Consider the following 20,769-nt stretch of genomic DNA (forward strand, 5'->3'; position numbering starts at 1 on the left):
TTTCAATGACTACTTTATTTGAACCACGACTTTCAAAGGCTATTTGCTTTTATCCCACGAGAACCAGCGTTGTAGAGCTAATACGCCTCGGTCGAGTAAAAAACCAATCAAACCAATAACCACCACAGCAGCCATAATGCGTGCTAATGATTCAGAACTACCGTTTTGGAATTCATCCCAAACAAACTTACCTAAACCTGGGTTTTGGGCGAGCATTTCTGCGGCAATCAATACCATCCAAGCCACACCAAGCGATAAACGCATGCCAGTAAATATCAGTGGAATTGATGCAGGTAAGACGATTTTTTGCACATGTGTCAAAGGGGATAGACGCAGAACTCTGCTCACATTAACTAAATCGGAATCAATGTTAGCAACACCCAGTGATGTGTTAATCATCATTGGCCATAAACTACATAAGGTGACGGTCAGCAGCGAATTAATGAATGACTTAGACACCAAAGGATCCGGCGATACATAAAGCGCACTGACAACCATTGTCACCAAAGGTAACCAAGCTAATGGTGATACAGGTTTAAAAATCTGCACTATGGGATTCAGTGCAGCATTTAACGTTGGACTCAACCCCATCCAAATTCCCATTGGTATCGCAATAGCTGCAGCCAAAATAAATCCTGACATCACAGTCACTAAACTGGTAAAAATCTGGTCTACAAAGGTTTCTTTACCTGTGTAAGCTCTAATTTTTACTACATAGCTCGGATCAGTTTCGAGCCTTGCTGCATTTCGCTTGTCTTGGCGTTCATAAAAAGCTTCCGCTTTTACTCTTTCTGCATTGTGCTCTTGATATAAAGCGCCAAACTGCCCCGCCACGGCAACAGGTCCGGGGAATTTACCTAGCGAAGTATTAATACTGTTTGCTGCAATTGACCAAATCACTAAAAAGACAGTGATACCAATAACAGGCAGCAATAACGCTTTGCTGGCTTGACTCATTAAAGATAAAAAAGAAGTCACCTTACTTTTATCTATCATTAATCGATCTGTTAACCGTGTAATGGTTGTCATAATGTTTTCCTTAACGACTTAACATTAATCGTAAACAACATGGTTAATCATGCTGCTTACGAATAAACGCTTATAGTTTGTCGCCTTGCTTTAAACCAATAGCGAACTTGCTTAAATAATCATTTGGTGCACTGCCGTCATAAACGATGTCGTCAATGAAGTGCTGTTGTGGCTTTTTGAAACCAGTCTCTGTCGCGAAGTCAGGGAAGTGTTTAGCATCGATGGTTTTATCATCAATCAATGATTGCGCTGCTTTAGCGTAAATATCAGGACGATACACTTTTGCAGCAATTTCTTTGTACCAAGCATCAGGCTTGTCATCAGAAATTTGCCCCCAACGACGCATTTGAGTTAAGTACCAAATAGCATCTGAGTAATATGGATATGTCGCGTTGTAGCGGAAGAAAACATTAAAATCAGGTACTGCTCGTTTATCACCTTTTTCGTATTCAAAGGTACCTGTCATGCTGTTTGCGATTACATCGTAATCAGCGCCAACATAGTTAGATTGAGATAGGATTTTTACGGCTGCAGGACGGTTAGCATTGTCATTATCATCTAACCATTTAGCGGCTTTAATTAGCGCACGGGTTAAACGTATTGTGGTGTTAGGGTATTTTTCAGCAAACTCTGCTGTAATGCCGAACACTTTCTCTGGATTATCTTTCCAAATTTCATAATCAGTTACAACCGGTACTCCAATCCCTTTAAATACTGCTTGTTGGTTCCAAGGTTCACCCACGCAGTAACCGTAAATAGTGCCAGCTTCAAGTGTTGAAGGCATTTGCGGTGGAGGTGTTACAGATAAGAAAGCTTCAGCATCTAGCTGGCCTGAAGTATCACCTTTATGTGGCGCATAATAGCCAGGGTGAATACCACCAGCCGCTAACCAATAACGTAGTTCATAGTTATGAGTTGATACTGGGAATACCATGCCCATTTTAAAAGGCTTACCTGCTTCAGTGAACTGCTCAACGACAGGCTTTAATGCATCAGCTTTAATCGGATGAACTGGTTTACCTTCGCTATCTTTAGCAATATTTGGCTTCATTTTCTTCCAGATATCGTTCGATACAGTAATCGCATTACCATTTAAGTCCATAGAAAACGGCGTGATGATATGTGCTTTAGTGCCATAACCAATGGTAGCTGCAATAGGTTGACCCGCTAACATATGTGCGCCATCTAAACGTCCATCAATGACCCCATCTAATAACACTTTCCAATTTGCTTGAGCTTCGATGGTGACGTACAAACCTTCTTCCTCGAAGTAACCATTTTCATAAGCAATCGCAATCGGCGCCATATCAGTAAGCTTGATAAAACCGAAAGTTAACTCTTCTTTTTCAGGAAAGCCGACTTCTGCCATCACAGGCATCACCGTGGCAAACGATACCGTCAATAAGGTATGTTTAAGTGCTTTTTTCCAATTCATCTTTATATCCTTGTTAAATTTAAAAAGTTAAGTTTTAAATAGGCAAAACAAAAAAGGCGCTCAATTACTCCTTTAGGAATAATTAAGCGCCTTTGCTTAAATGTGTTATCTGGTTTTTGTTCTCATAAATCACGAAATACGGCTAAATAATCGACATTAATCGTGACTAACAAGAGACATTAATTTATTTAATAGCTGTACTTTACTATTCAGCAACCGTGCCAACTTAACAAGCCTTTGTTTTAAATAGAAATATAATTTTACAGCAAGGTAGTACCTATAAAGAGTAGTACCAATTTAGTGCGAACCCGATCCTACCGCACCTAAATGGGTAGTCTTAATACAACAGCCTACCCTAAAGAGGTGCAATCAAAGTATTTAATAAAACTAAGTTGGATTATTGTCTCAAGAGCTTTACCCCAAACTTAATTTAAGAGCTTTGTTTAAGAACTATGTTTAAGAACTTTGTTTAAGAGCAGATTCAAGCTGAAGTGTTTGATGTTGTGGTAATTCGCCAATCCTTGAAATCGAACGCTGTTGAAATAAAACACTATTGAGTTAGAAGACCAATAGTTACAGGGCGGTAAATCGGCCAATAAAAAAGCCACTCAATGAGTGGCTTTAAAACTTAAATCAATGTTAACAATAGCTCTGCCGATATAACTAGCCTAACACTGCCAGTAATACCCCCGCAGCAACCGCACTACCAAGTACACCAGCAACGTTAGGTCCCATAGCATGCATCAATAAGAAGTTTTGCTGATTGGACTCTAAACCAACCTTATTTACAACTCGTGCAGCCATAGGCACTGCTGAGACTCCTGCAGCACCAATCAATGGGTTAATCTTGCCGCCTGATACCTTAGACATAATTTTTGCCATCGTCACACCAGCAGCGGTACCAATACTAAACGCAACAGCACCTAATACCAGAATACCTAAAGTCTCAATACGTAAGAACTCTTCAGCCTGTAGTTTAGAACCTACAGCCAAACCTAAGAAGATAGTCACAATATTGATCAACTCATTTTGTGCAGTACTTGATAATCTATCAACTACGCCAGACTCACGCATTAAGTTGCCTAAACAAAACATCCCTACCAGCGGTGTGGCTGCTGGTAAAAACAAAATAGTCATACCAACAACCATCAACGGGAAGATGATTTTCTCTTTCTTACTGACTTCACGCAGCTGTTCCATCTTGATGCTACGCTCTGACTCGTTTGTAAGAAGACGCATAATCGGAGGCTGGATCAGCGGTACTAATGCCATATATGAATAGGCAGCGACCGCAATCGCACCCAATAAATCAGGGGCAAGTTTAGAGGCTAAGAATATTGCCGTAGGTCCGTCAGCACCACCAATAATCGCAATAGCAGCAGCATCTTGCATGCTAAATTCAAAACCAGGTACTAAGTTAAGGGCAATAGCACCAAGTAAAGTGGCAAAAATACCAAACTGCGCAGCAGCACCCAGTAACAATGTTTTAGGGTTTGCAATCAGTGCACCAAAGTCAGTTAGTGCGCCAACGCCCATGAAAATCAACAATGGGAAAATCCCAGTTTCAATGCCCACGTAGTAGGCATACCAAAGTAAGCCACCTTCGTCGGTAAAACCTGCATTAGGAATGTTCGCCAGAATTGCACCAAAACCAATAGGCACTAAAAGTAACGGTTCAAATCCTTTAGCGATAGCGAGATAAAGTAATCCCCCCCCTATCGCCATCATGAATAATTGATCAGGTGCGAAGTTAGCAATACCCGTCTCAGACCAAAAGGCCATTAATCCTTCCATGCTATCTCCTACGCTAATGCCAACAGTGGCGAGCCAACTGTCACAGCATCACCTTGTTTAACTGATACATTACGAATAACACCAGTAGTTGCAGCACGAACTTCGGTTTCCATTTTCATCGCTTCTAAAATGATGATCACATCACCTTCATTAACTTGATCGCCATCCTTAACCAAGACTTTGAAGATATTGCCTGAAAGTGGCGCATTCATCGTGGTTTTGATTTCATTACTTACAGGTGCGTGTGGCGCAAGTGGCGCTGGAGCTTGTGAACCGGCAGATTCTGCTGCGGTCGGAACAATTTGACTAATATCACCGCCTTCACTAACTTCAACTACAAAGTTTTGACCTTGTACATTTACGGTGTAAGTCTCTGGACCTTTCTCAGCTTTTGCAGCTGGTACGGCCATGTCATCAGCACTTGGTACAGGCTCAAATGCATCAGGATTACCACGATTTGATAAGAACTGTAGACCAATTTGATTAAACAATGCGTAAGTCATTACATCGTCATCAGATTCAGCAGCTAAGGCAAAGTTGTCTTTCTTAGCGATGTCAGTTAGCTCTGCACGAAGTTTATCTAACTCTGGCTCAATAAGGTCTGCTGGGCGGCATGTAATAGCTTCTGCGCCATCTAATACACGAGCTTGTAGCTCTGCATTAACTGGAGCTGGTGTAGCGCCGTATTCGCCTTTTAGTACGCCTTCAGTTTCTTTGGCCAGAGTTTTATAACGTTCGCCCATTAATACATTGATAACTGATTGGGTACCCACAATTTGAGATGTTGGGGTCACTAGGGGTAAAAAGCCTAAATCTTCACGAACACGTGGAATTTCTTCAAGCACAGCATCCATTTTGTCTGCCGCGCTTTGCTCTTTCAGTTGGTTTTCCATGTTGGTTAACATGCCACCTGGAACTTGAGCGCGGAGAATGCGTGAATCAATACCTTTTAGTGCACCTTCAAAGCGCGCATACTTTTTACGTACTTCTCTGAAGTAAGCGGCTATCTCTTCGAGCGTTGCCATGTCATAACCAGTAGAGCGGCCATTATCTTCCGCCATCGCTACCAATGTCTCAGTGGCTGAGTGACCATAGGTTTGGCTCATAGATGAAATGGCCGTATCAAGCACATCAATACCCGCCTCAATGGCTTTTTGGTAAGTTGCAGTGCTCAAGCCAGTTGTCGCATGACAATGCATAGACACAGTTAAATCAGTTTGCGACTTTAAACGGCTAATAAGGTCGTAGGCTTCCATTGGCTTAAGTAAACCAGCCATATCTTTAATACAAAGCGAATCACAACCTAAGTCTTCAAGATTTTTAGCCATTGAAACCCAAGTATCAACCGTGTGAACTGGGCTAGTGGTAAATGAAATCGTGCCTTGTGCATGACCACCAACCTGTTTAACAGCTTTAACAGCGGTTTCGAGATTACGTACATCGTTCATGGCGTCAAACACACGGAACACGTCAACACCGTTTGTGTGGGCGCGTTCAACAAAGCGAGTCACTACGTCATCAGCGTAGTGGCGGTAACCTAATAAATTCTGACCACGCAATAACATTTGCTGTGGTGTATTTGGCATAACTTTTTTAAGTTCGCGAATACGATCCCAAGGATCTTCACCTAAATAACGAATACAAGAATCAAACGTTGCACCACCCCATGACTCTAAAGACCAAAAACCAACTTTATCCAGTAAAGGAGCGATAGGTAACATATCGTCTAAACGAAGGCGGGTTGCCAAAATAGACTGATGGGCGTCTCGTAGTACTACGTCGGTTAACGCTAAAGGCTTGCTCATAAAAACTCCTAAACTTTAATCTTTTGCACGATACTGATGAATAGCAGAAGTAATTGCCGCTATTAACTTAGGATCAAGTGTTGCTGATGCTGCGACAGGTGCTGGCACATGAGCAACGGCAGGTTGATTCTCTGACTTGCATAATCTGGCGACAATTTTAATGCCGACAATTAGCATACTTAAAAATATGAATACTAAGCTCATCCCCATTATCATCACGCCTAGGGCGTTAAATAATTGCTCAGATATTGAAGTCATACATCCTCTCTTGTCTTAATGTTCAATCAGCGATTGCACATAGGATCCATTTATACTGCGTAAAGCCGATGAAGTCTTTTAGGTCAATAAACGATGCACCATTTTTAAGCATCAAGTATTGGGTTAACGCCACTTAGAATAATTATTCAGTCCATATTAACCAATTTCAGATTATATAAAACTGTTTAAACTATTAGGTTTGGTTATATTAAAATTTTCACCGACGAAAAATATAACCAATCTATAACAATTTTTCCAACACCTTGTAAATTGGTCAGACCAAAAATAACAATATTCAACCACACTATATGATAATTCAATAAAAATATTGCGACTACACTGAGGATTATTCAAATTTGTAGGTTTTATTCAAAAAATGACAAGATTATGACGAGTTAGCTATAAAAAGAGATATCAAGAATAAGAACAACCAATCGCCCCAAACCTGTGCAGCCATGCTAAAAAGCATAAATATGTCATTTTTATCGCTCGAAGATGACTAAATATGAAAAAGAACGCTTGAATGGGATGCAAACTAGTGAAGTATTCTGGCCACTATGACTAATGGTACTAACTTTCTCTTTATGGCTTTAATTTAGTAGAGAGGAAATCTAAAGCGTATTCAGTCGGAACGACTTATATATAAGACGTGTTTGTAACAGATAAGCATTGAGGGGAATTATAAAAAGATCTGGAAGGCGTGAATTTCAGGTAAAAAAATACCCTGTAGTGATCTACAGGGTATTTTCTTAAACATGGTGCGGATGGGAGGATTCGAACCTCCGACCGCCTGGTTCGTAGCCAGGTACTCTATCCAGCTGAGCTACATCCGCAAATTTTTTACTATCACTTCATACTCAGTGCTAATTGAGCTTAGTTGCATATTCAATATATGCAAATAATGGCGGAGAGGGAGGGATTCGAACCCTCGATGGGAGTTAAAGCCCATACTCCCTTAGCAGGGGAGCGCCTTCGGCCACTCGGCCACCTCTCCGAATTATGGTGCGGATGGGAGGATTCGAACCTCCGACCGCCTGGTTCGTAGCCAGGTACTCTATCCAGCTGAGCTACATCCGCATAATTTGGTATGAATTTTATATGGTGCGGATGGGAGGATTCGAACCTCCGACCGCCTGGTTCGTAGCCAGGTACTCTATCCAGCTGAGCTACATCCGCATATATAAAATGGTAAAGCTTTTGAATAATTTAATGGTGCGGATGGGAGGATTCGAACCTCCGACCGCCTGGTTCGTAGCCAGGTACTCTATCCAGCTGAGCTACATCCGCTCATTAAATAACTCAAACACAAAAATAGCAATGGTGCGGATGGGAGGATTCGAACCTCCGACCGCCTGGTTCGTAGCCAGGTACTCTATCCAGCTGAGCTACATCCGCATCGCTTACTATTTTTTAAGAAATGGCGGAGAGGGAGGGATTCGAACCCTCGATGGGATTTAAAGCCCATACTCCCTTAGCAGGGGAGCGCCTTCGGCCACTCGGCCACCTCTCCGTTTCTTGGGCGGTATATTACTGTTTGAAGAAAATAAGTCAAACCCTTTTTCAGAAACATATATTCATTTGAACTGTTTTTAATCATATTGCCGACTTAAGCCACAAATATTGTCAATTCACCGTGCCGATTTTTGTGTTTTATGATTAAAACAATTAAATCTAGTTTTAACGCTCGCAGGAAAAAGGTTCGTTTAAAATCTTTATATCCATTTCTAGTGATTATTTGATTTATACACAACTACAAATAAGACTAGCAATACAATGAGTTTAGAAAACAGCCGTAATTAGCATCATTATTAATGAGTGAAGCCCTAAAGTTGAGAATGTTGAGACTAAAAGAGAAGAATTGGAAGTCTCCAGAAGAAGATACCTTGAAGAATTTAGATAACTAAACTGCACTATGAAAGTAATAAGCAGGTTTAAAATAAAGCATTAAATTTTAGGTACAAAAAAACCAGCTTGCACTGGCTTTAATAGTATAACGCTTCACAATTCTGATTTATCAGAAATTGCCACCCTCAGGTGCAGTGTTTCCAGATTTTTCAGACTGAATACGTTGGTAAATTTCTTCACGGTGAACTGATACTTCTTTAGGTGCATTCACACCGATACGCACTTGGTTACCTTTAACACCCAGCACAGTAACAGTAACTTCATCACCTATCATTAATGTTTCGCCTACACGACGAGTCAAAATCAGCATTCGATTGCTCCTTTAGTCCAATCAGCATACACCAGCTTCTATCCGTAATATGCGCGTTTTAATAGTGTTAGCTTAATACAAATCATTAGTGACGACACTAAATCAATAAAAATTTTAAGCTTTTTAGCGTAAAAAATCGAAAATCGACGATATTTGGCAATTTACAGGTCTACTTGTATCAAGCTGTTAACATTTGCAGACCATTCTTTAGACAAAGCTAAAACAGAACCTTCAAAACAAGTTGATGCTTTCATAAACAAAAAAGCATAAAAAACTATACTCAATTAATTTACAGTGCTTTGAACCAGATTTTAATAAAAAACGATGTCTCATAACTCGTTAATCAACATCGATATTTATACTATGCCAAACCTTCAACAATCCCTCAAGCCATAAAGCAACAGACTTTAATTGTTGATGAAATAACGTAACTCAAATCACTTTAATAATCTCATTTCATTAATAACGCTTAACTTAGTTATTTCATCAATCTTTGCTTGGCAATATCGCTTTAGAGTTTTTATCTATGTTTAATTAGCTTAAGCGTTCACTTAACCAAGGTTGAACCAATGCTAAAGCATCATCGAGCTTCTCTGGCTGAGTACCACCAGCTTGTGCCATATCTGGACGTCCACCGCCCTTACCGCCAACCTGCTGTGCAACCATAGCAACTAGCTCACCAGCTTTAACTTTACCGACTAAATCTTTACTCACACCGGCAATTAAGTTCACTTTGCCTTCGTTTGCTATACCTAATACGATAATTGCCGAGTTAAGCTTTTGCTTCAGCTCATCTTGCAACCCACGTAATGATTTAGGATCAACACCCTCAAGCTTTTTAACTAATACTTTAACGCCGTTAAGCTCAATCGCTTCGCCAGCAATATCAGCACTTGCAGCAGCAGCCAGCTTATCTTTTAACTGCGACATTTCTTTTTCAAGTTGTTTCACTTTATCAAGCTGAGCTTTTAGTTTAACAACCACTGAAGCCGAATCTGACTTTAATAGTGAGGCCGCTTTATCAAGTTGCGCTTGTTGTTCAGCGACATACGCCATCGCAGCAGCACCTGTAACTGCTTCAATACGACGAATACCTGCAGCAATACCACCTTCAGAAGTGATTTTGAATAAACCAATATCACCAGTACGGCCTACGTGAGTACCACCACATAGCTCAATAGAGAAATCTCCCATTGTGACCACACGTACTTCACTGTCATACTTTTCACCAAACAAGGCCATTGCGCCCTGCTCTTTGGCTTCATCAATTCCCATAACCGCAGTTTTTAACTGATGATTACGACGAATTTGAGTATTTACCATATCTTCAACTTGCTTAAGCTCTGCAGCGGTAACAGCTTCAAAATGAGCAAAGTCAAAACGTAAACGTTCAGGGTTAACCAAAGAACCTTTTTGATTTACATGAGTACCTAATACATTGCGAAGAGCAGAATGTAATAAGTGGGTTACTGAGTGATTTAATTGCGTGCGGTGACGTAATTTCTTATCCACTTCTGCCGTAACAGTTTGGCCAACAGTTAAAGTACCTGAGGTTAACTTACCTTCATGACCGAAGGCTTGACCAAATATTTGAGTATCAGCAACTTTGAAAACATTCTCATCAATAGTCAGTTGACCTTTATCACCAACTTGGCCGCCTGATTCTGCGTAGAACGGCGTATTATCTAGTACGATAACAGCTTCTTGTCCTGCGCTAAGTGACTCTACAGCAACACCTTCAACGTAAATTGCAGTTACAGCACCTTGACCATTTAATTCGGTATAACCACAGAATTCAGTCTCACCTTCGATTTTCAGGCCACTATTATAATCAGTACCAAAGTTACCAGCTGCTTGTGCACGGCTTCTTTGTTCAGCCATTGCTGCTTCGAAACCTGTTTCATCAACGGTAATATCACGCTCACGGCAAACATCTGCAGTTAAATCCACAGGGAAACCATAAGTGTCGTATAGTTTGAACGCAGTTTCGCCATCAAGCACCTTGGTGCTTAACTGATTTAATGCGGTATCTAAAATGCCTAAACCACGTTCTAGCGTTCTAGCAAATTGCTCTTCTTCTGCTTTTAAAGATTTTTCAATTATCGCTTGCGCTTCAACAAGACCCTTACCTGCATCACCCATCACTTCAATCAGTGTTGGAAGTAACTTATAGAAGAAAGTGTCATTGGCACCAAGCTTGTTTCCGTGACGTACTGCACGGCGAATGATACGACGCAGAACATAACCACGGCCTTCATTCGATGGCATAACACCATCAGCGATAAGGAAAGAACAAGAACGAATGTGATCAGCAATTACACGTAATGATTTATTCTCTAAATCTTCAACGCCAATGATCTCTGCCGCTTTTTTAATTAACGCTTGGAAAATATCAATTTCGTAGTTTGAATGAACGCCTTGCATAATTGCAGCAATACGCTCGATACCCATACCAGTATCAACAGATGGTTTTGGTAGCGGCTTCATTTCACCGTCAGCTTGACGGTTATACTGCATGAATACGATGTTCCAAATCTCAATAAAGCGATCGCCATCTTCTTCAGGCGTGCCTGGACGGCCGCCCCAAATGTGTTCGCCGTGATCGTAGAAGATTTCAGAACATGGACCACAAGGGCCTGTATCACCCATCTGCCAGAAATTATCTGATGCATATGGTGCACCTTTATTGTCGCCAATACGGATAATATTTTCAGCAGCAACACCAATCTTTTTATTCCAGATTTCAAATGCTTCATCATCTGTATCATAGATAGTGACGCATAACTTCTCTGTAGGTAATTTCAATGTTTCAGTTAGGAAGTTCCATGCGTAAGAAATCGCTTCTTCTTTAAAGTAATCACCGAAGCTGAAGTTACCTAACATTTCGAAGAACGTATGGTGACGAGCGGTATAACCCACATTGTCTAAATCATTATGTTTACCACCAGCACGAACACAGCGTTGTGACGTTGTCGCACGTGTGTAACCACGGTTTTCTAAGCCAAGAAAAGCTTCTTTAAACTGGTTCATACCAGCATTAGTGAATAATAACGTTGGGTCGTTATGAGGCACTAAAGAGCTACTATCGACAACTTGGTGTCCGTTGTTACCAAAATACGCTAAAAATGCGCTTCTTAATTCTGTGGTGGTCTGAAACATGAAATCGCCCTAAATGGATAAATTCTATTTATCATGAAGCTGTATATCAGCTCGAATATTGGCAACATTATATACTTAAACAAACTGAAGGTGCGAGAATCTAGCGGCTTAGATTAGTGATTTTCTTGCATTGAATAGCGATTACGCCAATCGACAATTCATTTTACTGAGTTGAAGCGCTAAAACTTGTCATTTATCCGCCTAGCTTTAACAAACCTTAGCGATGACACTTATTTTGTTAGTATTGCGGATAACCTGATAAATCCCACCAAATAGAGACAGTTGCACGCAAGTATACTTAACGCCATATTCAAATTGCCAGAATTCGGCAATTACGGGCGCAGCGGAGCCGGTAGCACTATCCTCTTTGGCTCCATATTGCGGCGAAAAGTATCGAAAAAACATCTCATTTTTATTGGCTGCTTGATAAGTGACAATCAGGGCTTGTTGAGTTAACTCACTAAACTTTTTCTCATCAAAATCAAAATTCACCACTGCTTCTTTGCTAGCTAATGGAACAATCAAATAACCATTAAAACTAGTGGTTTGTTTCGCTTTATCAAGCAGCGTCAGATTATCAACAACGACTTCATACTTTGTCATTGCATCTAAACAAATATGATTAGCGATAACTTCGGCTAAATCCGATGATAATCTTGATGCTATAAGTTCAACGGGAGCCAGCTCAAGAGTATATGAACTATTTGGGCTAGATTTAACTGTAATATGCTTGTTTAGAAATGAGCATTGTGAAAGGTTAATGTCAGTATTGAGCTCACTGATAATGACATCTGCAGCAGCTAAGGTGCCATGACCACATAGGATCACTTCAGTTTCAGGTGAAAACCAACGAATATGATAACCGAGCTCAGTATGAATGCTCTCTTTAAAAATAAACGCACTGATTGGCAATCGGTTTTCTGCAGCCCGTTTCTGCATCAATGATTCATTTTCAAAAACCACTCTTGAGCTACAAATTTCTACTGCGGCAGGGTTACCAGCTTGAGTATCACCACTAAATACTTGGCGAATAAATTGATTGAATAAAGACTTTTCTGTCATAGCGACTCCAATGAATACTTAATTCAAGCTCTGATTAAGTTTACCCTTAGTGCTAATGCGCAATTTAACCAAAGTTTTCCTGCATAGTCTTTCATAAAACAGTCATCATTAGTGAGTCATAATTCATGACTATTTGGCAATGTTATGCTGATTATTTAAATGCCAAGAATAAAATGCAATGGCAAAAATACTTTTATGCATTTAACTATATAGCAAGAAACTGTAACTATTTAGTCTTTGAATGGTAAATAAAGACTAAGCTGGATGATGTATAGGTAATAATCTTTATTAAGTGCGAAATCAAACTGGAATTGAAAAGAAAAGGAAGTGTATATGGAGATAAGCTCGTCGCCTAATTTATCAAAACTCCTATTGTTACTTGAGCGCTATAAAGCAACCAGAGCTGAAACGAGTCAAATTTGTCGTCGTTTAGAAATAGAAGATTTTTGTATACAGCCTTGCGCTGAAGTCAGCCCACCCAAATGGCATTTAGGCCACACTACTTGGTTTTTTGAAGAGCTTATTCTAGTTCCCTTTTTAACAGGCTATGAAAGATTTGGTGAACAATTCAGCCTAATATTTAATTCCTACTATAAAGCTGCAGGATTGCATTGGACTCAGCAAAACCGTGGCCATCTTTCTAGGCCGACCGTGACTGAAATTTATCAATACAGAGAGCGAACAGATCAATTAATAGCAAAGCTACTTATTCATATAGATTTGTTAGATAGTGAATTGTTAGATAGCCAACAGAGTAGTGAAGTAGCAAAGCTAATTGAAATTGGAATTCATCATGAGCAGCAACATCAAGAATTACTTTATATGGATATCAAATATATCCTCCATTGCAACCCATCAACGCCTCCATATATTCAGCAGCCACTGCCAGCATCTAAAGAAGTAACCCCATCATGGCAAAGCTTTGATAGCCAATTAACAGAAATTGGTCATCAAGGAGATGGGTATGCTTTTGATAATGAGTGTCCTCAGCATAAAAGCTATTTAACTAAGTTTTCAATATCAGAAACCCTTGCCACCAATAGAGAGTATCTACAATTCATTGAAGATAAGGGTTATCAGCAAGCGAAATATTGGCTGAGTATGGGCTGGGATTGGGTGTGCGAAAATAACATAATATCACCACTATATTGGCGACAGGTTAATGGGCAATGGTATGAATATACCCTCCACGGACTAGCCCCATTAGATTTCAATGCTCCGGTGGTTCATGTCAGCTATTTTGAAGCAACAGCATTTGCGCAATGGCGACAATGCCGTTTACCGACAGAGCAAGAATTTGAGCACTATTTGCGCCATCACCAAAATACCCTCACAGCTCTACAGGCTAATGTCTATCACCCCAATAAAGCCGATGCTCAAACCCATCAAGTTTGGTGTTGGACTCAAAGCCATTATTCAGCTTATCCCGGCTACAAACCATTTGAAGGAAAACTTGAAGAATACAATGGTAAATTTATGTGTAATCAATTCGTACTTCGAGGAGGTTGCATAACGACACCATCTAGTCATTACCGCCATACATATCGAAACTTTTATCAACCACACCAACAATGGATGTTTTCAGGCATCAGGCTTGCTAAAGATTAAAGGAATTAGGGGGAAAAGTGAAAATATCTAAAATTGATAATAGTAAAAAAGCTGTTGAGGCAATGAATAAAGAGCAATTTGCTATCGATGTGCTCACTGGTCTGGGCGCATCTCCAAAATCACTGCAGGCCAAATATTTTTATGACGATACTGGCAGTAAGATATTTCAAAAAATCACTCAGCATCCTGACTATTATCCGACAAAAACAGAGTACGAAATATTAGACAGCGTTAAACACCAACTTGCAGATCTTATCAATGAATCAGAAATAGACATCATTGAGCTAGGTGCAGGAGATGGACATAAAACTCAGCTGATCATCAATGGTTTTACCGATAATAATTGTAGAGTGAATTACTACCCCATCGATATCTCAGAAGAAGCGATGTTAATGCTAAAAGAAACCATTAGTCCTCACCCATTTGTTGAGTGTCATGGCATAGTCGCTGAATATTTCGAAGGTTTGCGTCAGGTTAGGGAAACATCTAAGAATCGACAGTTAGTATTATTTCTAGGGTCAAATATCGGTAATTTTGACCGAGTCCAAAACCAAGGTTTTCTGCGACGTCTATGGATGAACATGGATAACAATGATTACTTACTAGTGGGATTTGACTTAAAGAAGGATGTCGATGTGTTAACTAAGGCATATAACGACTCTAGCGGACTGACAAGTGACTTTAATTTAAATTTACTAACACGAATCAATAATGAACTTGGCGGTGACTTTGATGTAAGTAAATTTCAGCATTTCGGCGTTTACAGCCCGTTACTCGGTGCTATGGAAAGCTATGTCATCGCCACTGAAGCGCAAAGTGTTTATATCGGCGAGTTAAAGCGCCATTTCCACTTTGAAGCATTCGAGCCTATTCACTTAGAGTTTTCATTTAAGTTTTTAAAAACTGACATTGACTTCATCAGTCAAAAAACCGGATTTGAAGTCATTAGACATTTTAGTGATAGCAAGGACTACTTCATTGATTCTCTTTGGCAAGTGCAGAAATAGCTTTATTTCAGTAAGTACAAAACAGTTGGATAAGCTTTATTTTGGGATTATTAGTCAAAGACGATTTTAAAGCTACAACGAATCAATGACGACTTTAATAGGATAATAATGATGGCAAATGACACTTCATATAGAGCTCCACATGATACTCATCGCAATAAACAAAATGCGATCGCATTCTATGAGATGGCGTATTTAGGTGAACCAACAAAAGCCGTAGATTTATATGTAGGAGATAACTACATCCAGCATAATCCGGCTGTTGGTGATGGCAAACAAGCTTTTATCGATTATTTCACTGAAATGGCAGAGTATCAGGGTAAGAGCATTCGTTTTGTTAGAGCCATCGCTGAAGGTGATTTGGTTGCATTACATACCCACCAAACTTGGCCTGGAAATGATCAATATATCACTATGGACTTCTTCCGGTTTGATGAGCTCGGAAAAATTGTTGAACATTGGGATTCAATTCAGCAAATTCCGAGTGAGTCTAAAAATAACAATACTATGTACTAGGCAGATTAGTACTAGGCTGATTAGTACTAGCGTAGCTCGTACTGGCTTGGATCGTATGAGTCTGATTTATACTAGGCTGACTCATATTAGCTGGGCCCATATTAGTGTTTCCAAATACTGGTATTCAATTTAGACGACACTTCATATCCAGTTTTGCTTAATAAAGACCATAAAAAATCGCGATGGGCATGTGCCTATCGCGATTAAGATATTTGCATCAAGTGGCTAGCAATTCGCCTTTAACCAAAGTTTAGAAAACTTAAGTTAAACTAAACTTAAAACACTTCACCAGTTTCTAAGTCAATGTTTTCATCAGACTCAGCAGGAGCTGCATCTTTTTCTTTGCTTAGTAGCATTTGACGTAAGTTAGCTTCAATCTCTTCAGCAATTGCTGGGTTCTCAACTAAATACTTACCTGCATTCGCACGGCCCTGACCAATTTTATTGCCTTGGTAGCTGTACCATGCACCTGCTTTTTCAACAAGCTTATGTGCTACACCTAAATCAACTAATTCACCTGTACGGTTAATACCTTTTCCGTAAAGGATTTGGAATTCAGCTTGTCTAAATGGCGCAGCAATTTTGTTCTTAACCACTTTAACGCGGGTTTCGTTACCCACTACAGCATCGCCATCTTTAATTGCACCAGTACGACGGATGTCTAAACGAACAGAAGCATAAAACTTAAGTGCGTTACCACCTGTTGTGGTTTCTGGGTTACCAAACATTACACCGATTTTCATACGGATTTGGTTAATAAAGATAAGCAAAGTATTTGATTGCTTAAGGTTACCTGCCAGCTTACGCATTGCTTGGCTCATCATACGTGCCGCTAGGCCCATATGTGAATCACCAATTTCACCTTCAATTTCAGCTTTAGGAGTCAATGCAGCAACTGAATCGACAATGATAACGTCAACCGCGCCAGAGCGAGTTAATGCATCACAAATCTCAAGCGCTTGCTCTCCAGTATCTGGCTGAGAACATAAAAGGTTATCAATATCTACACCTAAATTCTTAGCATAGATAGGATCAAGAGCATGTTCGGCATCGATAAAGGCGCAAGTTTTACCTTGGCGTTGCGCTGCAGCAATCACTTCAAGTGTTAAGGTTGTTTTACCTGAAGATTCTGGACCGTAAATTTCTACGATACGACCCATAGGTAAACCACCAGCACCTAATGCAACATCCAATGAAAGCGAACCAGTAGAAATAGTTTCAACATCCATTGTGCGATCAGCGCCCAATTTCATGATTGAACCTTTACCAAATTGCTTTTCAATTTGACCTAGTACGGCGTTTAGCGCTTTCTCTTTATTTGGATCTGCTTTCATTCTCTTTATCCCTTTAAGGTGACTCAGTTCAGCATGCGAACTTGGTAACGAATAAATTTGTCTGTCTAACAATATGAGCTCAGTATACTGTATAATCATACAGTATCAATAGTTACTGTATACTTTTTTGACATTAATTGAGCCACAATAAAATAAAACCTTAAAAATCAATGGTTAGATGTAGATATAAATTTTTACCATCAAAACTCACTCACAAAAAACCACTGTATATACAGGTAGAGGATACTGTAAACATCTGAGATATAAACTATTTAACTTGTTTAAAATTCCACTAGTTAACCCTTTAAACACGACGGTATGAAGATAGCTTATTGGGAATCAAACTAATTATTGTTAAGATGAGCGCCGTAAACAATTCCGTGTTAAAGCCAGATTAAGAGCAACGACTTAATGACCGTAAATGAAGACCCAAGTTTAGAAAAGCATACCCCAATGATGCGTCAATATTTAACGCTAAAAGCACAGCATCCTGAGATGTTGTTGTTTTATCGTATGGGGGACTTTTATGAATTATTTTATGAAGATGCCAAGCTGGCTTCTGAATTACTTGGGATTTCACTTACAGCACGAGGTAAAAGTGGTGGTAATGCGATTCCGATGGCAGGCTTACCCTATCATGCAGTTGAAGGTTACCTCGCAAAACTGGTTCAAATAGGACAGTCTGTCGCCATTTGTGAGCAGGTTGGCGATCCTGCAACGAGTAAAGGCCCAGTAGAACGTAAAGTTGTACGAATCGTAACGCCGGGGACCTTAACCGATGAAGCTCTGCTACAAGAAAGACAAGACAATTTACTTGCTGCTGTTTATCAAGGTAAAACTGGCTACGGCTATGCGACCTTAGATGTGTCATCAGGTCGCTTTGTGGTTGTTGAACTTGAAAATGCAGAAACGTTGGAAGCTGAATTACAGCGCACAAGTCCAGCAGAACTACTTTACAGCGAAGACTTGGCTGATCGTCACTTAATCGAAAACCTTAAAGGAATAAGACGCAGACCTGAATGGGAATTTGATTACGATACTAGTATTCAGTTATTGCTAGAGCAGTTTGGTACTAAAGACCTACACGGTTTTGGCATAACAAACGCAAGGCTGTCGCTGCAAGCTGCTGGCTGTTTGATGCAATACGTCAAAGACACCCAAAAAACGGCTTTACCACATATCAATAGCATCACCATGTTTAATCAAGCTGATACTATTATTCTAGATGCTGCCACAAGACGTAATCTTGAGTTAACAGTTAACTTGTCAGGATCTCGGGATAACACACTTGCATGGGTATTAGATAAAACGGCTACACCGATGGGCAGTCGAATGCTGCAACGCTGGATCCATCAACCCCTTCGAGATCAACAGCATATCAGCCAACGCCAACAAGCCGTTGCAGAATTGATTGAAACAGGTTTATACGCCGATTTACACCAGCAATTAAAAGCCCTTGGCGACATTGAACGTATCATGGCTCGTTTGGCGATACGCAGTGCACGTCCTCGAGATTTTGCACGACTACGCCAAGCATTAGCATTATTACCTGAGATTCAACAAACCTTAAGCCATTGCAATCAAGATGAAGTAAAGCGATTAGCTGGGTTACTTGGTGAATTCCCTGAACAACAACAGCTATTAGAAGCGGCCATTGTAGATAGCCCACCTATGCTTATTCGTGACGGCGGCGTTATTCGCACTGGCTATAATGCACAGCTCGATGAATGGCGTGGTCTTAGTGAAGGTGCTAATGATTATTTAGTGCAAATGGAAGCCCGTGAAAAAGAGCAAACCGGGATAAACACCTTAAAAGTCGGCTATAACCGCGTCCACGGTTATTACATTGAAGTAAGTCGGTTACAATCAGATCAAGTGCCACTGAGTTATCAACGTCGCCAAACCCTAAAAAATACTGAACGCTATATCACTCCAGAGCTTAAAGAGTACGAAGAAAAAGTCCTTTCAAGCCAAGGTAAGGCTCTGGCAATTGAAAAACAACTTTGGGAAGAGTTATTCGATCTACTCTTACCTAAATTACACGAATTACAGCAATTTGCTCAAGCGGCTTCAGAATTAGATGTACTGAGCAACTTTGCAGAACGAGCTGAAACCTTAGGTTATCATTGCCCTCAAATCAGCAATGACATCGGAATTAATATTGAAGCAGGTCGTCACCCTGTTGTCGAATTAGTCAGCCAAGCACCGTTCATTGCTAACCCGGTTGTGTTAGCACCAGAGCGACGTATGTTGATTGTTACTGGTCCGAATATGGGTGGTAAATCGACTTACATGAGACAAGTTGCACTAATCACCTTAATGGCTCATATTGGCAGCTTTGTTCCTGCACAAAAAGCGGTTATTGGTCCTATTGATCGCATATTTACCCGTATTGGCGCATCTGACGATCTTGCCTCTGGTCGCTCAACCTTCATGGTAGAAATGACTGAGACAGCCAATATTCTTCATAATGCGACGTCAAAAAGTTTAGTGTTAATGGATGAAATTGGCCGCGGAACATCAACCTATGATGGATTATCTCTTGCTTGGTCAGCAGCGGAATACTTAGCCGAAAAAGTGGCAGCATTAACGTTGTTCGCAACCCACTACTTCGAATTAACCCAATTACCTGAACAGATGATAGGTGCTGCCAACGTACATTTAGATGCTGTTGAACATGATGACACGATTGCCTTTATGCATGCTGTTCAAGAAGGTGCTGCGAGTAAAAGCTACGGCTTACAAGTCGCATCTTTAGCAGGTGTTCCAGCTCATGTGATTAAAGCCGCTAAACAAAAACTGCATATGCTTGAAAGCAGAGACTTGGCAAACACTCACCAAGTCCCCATTCAAGAAGCCCTTAATCTGACAATGCCAGAGCCACAATCATCAGCAGCCACCGAAAAGCTCAGCCAAATTAATCCAGATGATTACAGCCCTAAACAAGCACTAGACATGCTTTACGAGCTTAAAAGACTAGCCAGTTTGTAAATAAGGTTACTTTCCAAGTGAAACAAAAAAGCCGCTACGATAAACTTTAGCGGCTTTTTGCTGTCATTAACTCGGAGTTAAAAGACCTACTTTTCAAGGGATTTTAATGCATCAGTATCAACATCTTTCATCACTTCACGCTCTAATGCATGTTGCGCAGCTAAGTCATTACTTTTCTTTTGTTGTTGTAGTTTTTGCTGCTCAATACTCATTCTGACTTGTCGTTGAATTGACTCTTGCTCTGTTTCGCACTGCCTGAAACCATCACTCCAACCTTGAGCATAATCAGCTTCTTCATTAAAACGTTTAACGTCTTTTTTGAATTCATCAAACAAACTGCCACCCGCTTTATTACCACTATCACAACCATCTTGAAAACCATCAGCATAGGCCAAAGGATAACCTTGCTCAATCATACTATCGCGAGTACTTTGACAAGCAGAAATAATAAATAAGCTTAGTGGTAATAAGATTAAAACGATTTTTTTATTCATAAAAAACCTCATATGACAGAATCAATAAATAATAAAAAAGGGCATAAATGCCCTGTTTACTT

General features: G+C 40.2%; 14 protein-coding genes and 7 tRNA genes. 4 read left to right on the forward strand and 17 right to left on the reverse strand.

What is annotated here, in order from left to right; genetic code table 11:
* Positions 1–39 precede the first annotated feature (39 nt).
* The 15 genes from K5Q58_RS04845 to K5Q58_RS04915 form a co-directional block, all read right to left on the reverse strand.
* The gene (locus tag K5Q58_RS04845) at positions 40–996 is read right to left on the reverse strand and encodes an ABC transporter permease (RefSeq protein ID WP_374758479.1); all 957 of its coding nucleotides are present in this window, start codon (positions 994–996) and stop codon (positions 40–42) included.
* 103 nt (positions 997–1,099) lie between these two features.
* On the reverse strand, positions 1,100–2,407 hold the full coding sequence (locus tag K5Q58_RS04850; RefSeq protein WP_259651243.1) for a CmpA/NrtA family ABC transporter substrate-binding protein: 1,308 nt from the start codon (positions 2,405–2,407) through the stop codon (positions 1,100–1,102).
* Between the two features lie 720 nt (positions 2,408–3,127).
* The gene (locus K5Q58_RS04855) at positions 3,128–4,258 is read right to left on the reverse strand and encodes a sodium ion-translocating decarboxylase subunit beta (protein ID WP_220752757.1); all 1,131 of its coding nucleotides are present in this window, start codon (positions 4,256–4,258) and stop codon (positions 3,128–3,130) included.
* A gap of 8 nt (positions 4,259–4,266) precedes the next feature.
* Positions 4,267–6,063, reverse strand: a complete 1,797-nt coding sequence (oadA, locus tag K5Q58_RS04860; protein ID WP_220752758.1) for a sodium-extruding oxaloacetate decarboxylase subunit alpha — start codon at positions 6,061–6,063, stop codon at positions 4,267–4,269.
* Between the two features lie 15 nt (positions 6,064–6,078).
* Positions 6,079–6,321, reverse strand: coding sequence for an OadG family protein (locus tag K5Q58_RS04865; RefSeq protein ID WP_220752763.1), 243 nt, complete (start codon positions 6,319–6,321; stop codon positions 6,079–6,081).
* A 756-nt stretch (positions 6,322–7,077) separates the two neighbouring features.
* Positions 7,078–7,154 (reverse strand) — tRNA-Arg (locus K5Q58_RS04870).
* Positions 7,155–7,223: 69 nt separating this feature from the next.
* Positions 7,224–7,315: transfer RNA gene (locus tag K5Q58_RS04875), tRNA-Ser, on the reverse strand.
* 6 nt (positions 7,316–7,321) lie between these two features.
* Positions 7,322–7,398, reverse strand: a tRNA-Arg gene (locus tag K5Q58_RS04880).
* A gap of 22 nt (positions 7,399–7,420) precedes the next feature.
* Positions 7,421–7,497 (reverse strand) — tRNA-Arg (locus K5Q58_RS04885).
* A 34-nt stretch (positions 7,498–7,531) separates the two neighbouring features.
* Positions 7,532–7,608: transfer RNA gene (locus K5Q58_RS04890), tRNA-Arg, on the reverse strand.
* Positions 7,609–7,639: 31 nt separating this feature from the next.
* Positions 7,640–7,716, reverse strand: a tRNA-Arg gene (locus K5Q58_RS04895).
* A 23-nt stretch (positions 7,717–7,739) separates the two neighbouring features.
* A tRNA-Ser gene (locus tag K5Q58_RS04900) sits at positions 7,740–7,831 on the reverse strand.
* 504 nt (positions 7,832–8,335) lie between these two features.
* On the reverse strand, positions 8,336–8,536 hold the full coding sequence (gene csrA, locus K5Q58_RS04905; RefSeq protein ID WP_220752765.1) for a carbon storage regulator CsrA: 201 nt from the start codon (positions 8,534–8,536) through the stop codon (positions 8,336–8,338).
* A 534-nt stretch (positions 8,537–9,070) separates the two neighbouring features.
* On the reverse strand, positions 9,071–11,695 hold the full coding sequence (gene alaS, locus K5Q58_RS04910) for an alanine--tRNA ligase (RefSeq protein ID WP_220752766.1): 2,625 nt from the start codon (positions 11,693–11,695) through the stop codon (positions 9,071–9,073).
* Between the two features lie 207 nt (positions 11,696–11,902).
* Entirely contained in the window at positions 11,903–12,757 is an 855-nt protein-coding gene (locus K5Q58_RS04915; RefSeq protein ID WP_220752771.1) for a PhzF family phenazine biosynthesis protein, read from the reverse strand.
* Between the two features lie 333 nt (positions 12,758–13,090).
* Here K5Q58_RS04915 and egtB point away from each other — a divergent pair, with 333 nt between their 5' ends.
* The 3 genes from egtB to K5Q58_RS04930 all read left to right on the forward strand — a co-directional run bounded on the left by egtB (position 13,091) and on the right by K5Q58_RS04930 (position 15,888).
* Complete coding sequence (gene egtB, locus K5Q58_RS04920) at positions 13,091–14,365, forward strand: ergothioneine biosynthesis protein EgtB (RefSeq protein WP_220752776.1); 1,275 nt, start codon at positions 13,091–13,093, stop codon at positions 14,363–14,365.
* A 17-nt stretch (positions 14,366–14,382) separates the two neighbouring features.
* Positions 14,383–15,372, forward strand: a complete 990-nt coding sequence (locus tag K5Q58_RS04925) for an L-histidine N(alpha)-methyltransferase (RefSeq protein WP_259651239.1) — start codon at positions 14,383–14,385, stop codon at positions 15,370–15,372.
* A gap of 111 nt (positions 15,373–15,483) precedes the next feature.
* The gene (locus tag K5Q58_RS04930; RefSeq protein WP_220752777.1) at positions 15,484–15,888 is read left to right on the forward strand and encodes a nuclear transport factor 2 family protein; all 405 of its coding nucleotides are present in this window, start codon (positions 15,484–15,486) and stop codon (positions 15,886–15,888) included.
* Positions 15,889–16,163: 275 nt separating this feature from the next.
* Here K5Q58_RS04930 and recA read toward each other — a convergent pair whose 3' ends face one another.
* Complete coding sequence (gene recA / locus K5Q58_RS04935; RefSeq protein WP_220752782.1) at positions 16,164–17,222, reverse strand: recombinase RecA; 1,059 nt, start codon at positions 17,220–17,222, stop codon at positions 16,164–16,166.
* Between the two features lie 411 nt (positions 17,223–17,633).
* On the opposite strand from recA, the gene mutS reads away from it, so the two are divergent.
* Positions 17,634–20,213 carry a DNA mismatch repair protein MutS gene (gene mutS / locus K5Q58_RS04940; RefSeq protein ID WP_220752787.1) on the forward strand — a complete coding sequence of 860 codons (2,580 nt, stop codon included), beginning with the start codon at positions 17,634–17,636 and terminating at the stop codon, positions 20,211–20,213.
* An 86-nt stretch (positions 20,214–20,299) separates the two neighbouring features.
* On the opposite strand, the gene K5Q58_RS04945 is transcribed toward mutS, so the two are convergent.
* A complete protein-coding gene (locus K5Q58_RS04945) occupies positions 20,300–20,707 on the reverse strand; it encodes a hypothetical protein (protein WP_220752788.1) in 408 nt (135 codons plus the stop codon).
* Positions 20,708–20,769 lie beyond the last annotated feature (62 nt).

The organism is Shewanella sp. KT0246, from assembly GCF_019654955.1.
GTDB classification, from domain to species: domain Bacteria; phylum Pseudomonadota; class Gammaproteobacteria; order Enterobacterales; family Shewanellaceae; genus Shewanella; species Shewanella goraebulensis.